General features: G+C 72.6%; 1 protein-coding gene. It reads left to right on the top strand.

Going from position 1 to position 3,859, the window contains the following annotated elements; translation table 11 throughout:
* Positions 1-3,859 (top strand): SDR family NAD(P)-dependent oxidoreductase (locus tag NP777_RS46550; RefSeq protein WP_256656270.1); only part of this gene is annotated, 3,859 nt, incomplete at both ends.

Below are 3,859 nucleotides of genomic sequence, written 5' to 3'. Positions count from 1 at the left end.
CTACTGGCTCACCTCGACCACCACCGCGCGCCCCACCGAGGTCACGCCGGCCGAAGACAGCGCGGACACGCACTTCTGGCAGGCCGTGGAGCGCGAGGACGCCGAGGCGGTGGCCGCCACGCTCCAGGTCCAATCCACGGAACAGCACGCCTCGTTGGGCGCTTTCCTGCCCGCCCTCGCACAGTGGCGTCGGCAGCGCCGCTCCGAATCGACCGTGGACGAGTGGCGCTACCGCGTGATCTGGCGTCCCAAGAGCGGCACCCCGGCCGCCTCGCTTCCGGGGCCGTGGCTGCTGCTGGCTCCCAGCTCCCGTGCCGACGACCCGCTGGTCACGGCCTCTCGCGAGGCGCTCGCGGCACACGGCGCCGATGTCGTCCTCGTCGAGCTGGGCGCGGACGACGCACACCGTGCCACGGTGGCCGAGCGGCTGCGTGCCGCCACCGCCGACCACCCGCTGGACACGCTGTCCGGCGTGCTGTCACTGCTGCCGCTGGACGAACACCCGTACCCCGACCACCCCGTGGCCACCACCGGCCTGACCCTGACCCTCGCCCTGATCCAGGCCCTCGGCGACCTCGGCGTCCGCGCTCCGCTGTGGTGCGCCACCCAGGGTGCGGTGTCCATCGGCAGCTCCGATCCGCTCACCAGCCCCGCCCAGGCGGCGGTATGGGGCCTCGGCCGGGTGGCCGGGGTGGAGTACCCGGACAGCTGGGGAGGGCTGATCGACCTTCCGCGCGCCATGGACGCCAGGGCCGGGGCCCGGCTCGCCGGAGTGCTCGCGGACGGCGGCCCCGAGGACCAGGTCGCCATCCGCGCCTCGGGCGCGATGCTGCGGCGGCTCGAACCGGCGCCCCTCGGGAACACTCCTCCGGTGCGCGCCTGGAAACCCCGTGGCACGGTCCTCATCACGGGTGGCACCGGCGCCCTCGGCACCCACCTGGCCCGGTGGCTGGCGCACAACGGCGCCGAACACCTGGTGCTGACCAGCCGCCGCGGGCTCGCGGCCCCCGGCGCCGAAGACCTGGTCGCCGAGCTGGCCGAACGGGGCACCCGGGCCACCGTCGCAGCCTGCGACGTGGCGGACCGCGGCGCGCTCCGGCGCGTCCTCGCGTCCGTACCCGACGACCGGCCGCTCACCGCCGTCATCCACGCCGCGGCCTATATCGACCTGGCCGGGCTGGGCGCGACGACCTCGGCGGAGTTCGCCCAGGTCATGGACGCGAAGGTGGCGGGCGCTGCCCATCTGGACGAGCTGCTGGGCGACACCCCGCTGGACGCGTTCGTGCTGTTCTCGTCGGTGTCCGGGATGTGGGGCGTGGGCGACCACGGCGCGTACGCCGCCGCCAACGCCTACCTGGACGCGCTCGCCGAGCGACGGCGGGCGAACGGCCTGACGGCCACCTCGGTGGCCTGGGGAGTGTGGGACGCCACCGGCGACAACATGCCCGAGGCCCTGGACCTGGACCAGTTGCGACGGCGTGGACTGCGGTTCATGGACCCGGCGCTCGGCATCGCCGCGCTGCGGCAGACGCTCGACCACGATCAGACCCACCTGGCGATCGCCGATATCGACTGGGAGAACTTCATCCCGGTCTTCACCTCCGCCCGCCCCAGCCCGCTGCTGGACGAACTGCCCGCCATGCGACGTATCGAGGAGGGGACCGACACCACCGGGGCGGTCGCGAACGCGTCGGCCGACACCTCCTCGGGCCTGCGGCAGCGGCTGACCGGACTGACCCCCACCGAGCGTGAGCACACCGTCCTGGAACTGGTGCGCACGCAGGTGGTGGCCGTCCTCGGACACGCCACCTCGGACGCGGTGGATTCCGAGCGCGCGTTCAAGGACCTCGGCTTCGACTCGCTGACCGCCGTGGAACTGCGCAACCGGCTCAACGCGGCCACCGGGCTGCGCCTGCCCGCCACGCTGGCCTTCGACTACCCCAGCACGGCCGCCCTGAGCGAGCACATCCTCATCGAGCTGACGGGGACGACGGCCGACGAGGCGGACGCCCCCGCCCTCCCGCGGACGGCGGCCGGGGCCGGGTCGGCACGGGCCGTGCCCGTGGACTTCGACGACGACCCCATCGCCATCGTGGCGATGAGCTGCCGCTATCCGGGCGGGGTGTCCTCCCCTGAAGGGCTGTGGCAGCTCATCATGTCCGGCGGTGACGCGATCGGCGGGCTGCCCACCGACCGTGGCTGGGACATCGAGGGCATCTACGACCCGGACCCGGACGCGCCCGGCAAGACGTATGTGCGCGAAGGCGGTTTCCTCTATGGCGCGGGTGACTTCGATCCGGCGTTCTTCGGCATTTCGCCACGTGAGGCGCTGGCGATGGACCCCCAGCAGCGGCTGCTGCTGGAGACCTCATGGGAAGCCTTCGAACGTGCCGGTGTGCCCGCGCTCGCGCTGCGCGGCAGCCGCACCGGCGTCTTCATCGGCTCCAACTACCAGGAGTACGGGCCGCGGGTGCATGAGGCGCCCGAGGGCTCCGAAGGCCACCTGATGACGGGGAGCGCGGCCAGCGTCGTGTCCGGACGCGTCGCGTACGCCTTCGGCTTCGAGGGCCCCGCGGTGACCGTGGACACCGCCTGCTCCTCATCCCTGGTGGCACTCCATCTGGCGGCGCAGGCGCTGCGGAACGGGGAGTGCTCGCTGGCGCTCGCCGGTGGCGTCGCCGTCATGCCGAACCCCGGTGCCCTCATCGGTTTCAGCCGCCAGCGCGGCCTGGCGCTCGACGGCCGCTGCAAGGCGTTCGCGGGGGCCGCGGACGGCATGGGGCTCGCCGAGGGCGTCGGTGTGCTGCTGCTGGAGCGGTTGTCCGACGCCCGGCGGAACGGGCACCGGGTGCTGGCCGTGGTGCGGGGCAGTGCGGTCAACCAGGACGGTGCGTCGAACGGTTTGACGGCGCCGAACGGTCCCTCGCAGCAGCGGGTGATCCGGGCGGCGCTGGAGAGCGCCCGGTTGTCGGCCGCCGAGGTGGACGCGGTCGAGGCACACGGCACGGGCACGAAGCTGGGCGATCCGATCGAGGCGCAGGCGCTGCTGGCGACCTATGGGCGGGAGCGCGGCGCCGAGGACCGGCCGCTGTGGCTGGGTTCGGTGAAGTCGAACATCGGTCATACGCAGGCCGCCGCTGGTGTGGCCGGTGTGATGAAGATGGTGCTCGCCATGCGGCACGGTGTGCTGCCGAGGACACTGCATGTCGATGAGCCGTCGCCGCATGTGGATTGGTCGGCGGGTGCGGTGGAGCTGTTGACGGATGCGGTGGAGTGGCCGGAGACGGATCGTCCGCGGCGTGCGGGTGTGTCGTCGTTCGGTATCAGTGGTACCAACGCACACGTCATCCTGGAGCACCTCGCCGAGGAACTGCCCGTCGTCGAGGCGGTGACCGACGGGCTCGAGGAGCCCTCGGCGCTGGTGCCGTGGGTGGTGTCGGCGAAGTCCGAGGGTGCGCTGCGGGCGCAGGCGGAGCTTTTGCTGCCGTATGCCCGGAGTGCGGCCGGGGCGGAGGCGTCGCCGGCCGATGTGGCGCTGTCGCTGGTTACGACACGGTCGGCCCTCGATGAGCGGGCGGTGGTGCTGGCGGGCGACGGTGAGGGGTTTGCGGCCGGGCTGGAAGCGCTGGTGGAGGGCGTTCCGGCGGCGGGTGTGGTGCGGGGCTCTGTGGTGCCGGGGAAGTTGGCGGTGTTGTTCTCGGGTCAGGGCAGTCAGCGGGTCGGTATGGGGCGGGAGCTGTATGAGGCGTTCCCGGTGTTCGCGGACGCGTTTGATGAGGTGTGCGCGCTGTTCGATGGGGTGTTGGCGCGTCCGCTGCGGGATGTGGTGTTCGGCGATGCGGCGGGGCTGGATGAGACT

Origin of the sequence: Streptomyces rugosispiralis (assembly GCF_024505145.1) — a bacterium.
GTDB lineage: Bacteria > Actinomycetota > Actinomycetes > Streptomycetales > Streptomycetaceae > Streptomyces > Streptomyces rugosispiralis.
Note: the sequence above shows the minus strand (reverse complement) of the source record. Positions and strands in the feature narration are given on the sequence as shown.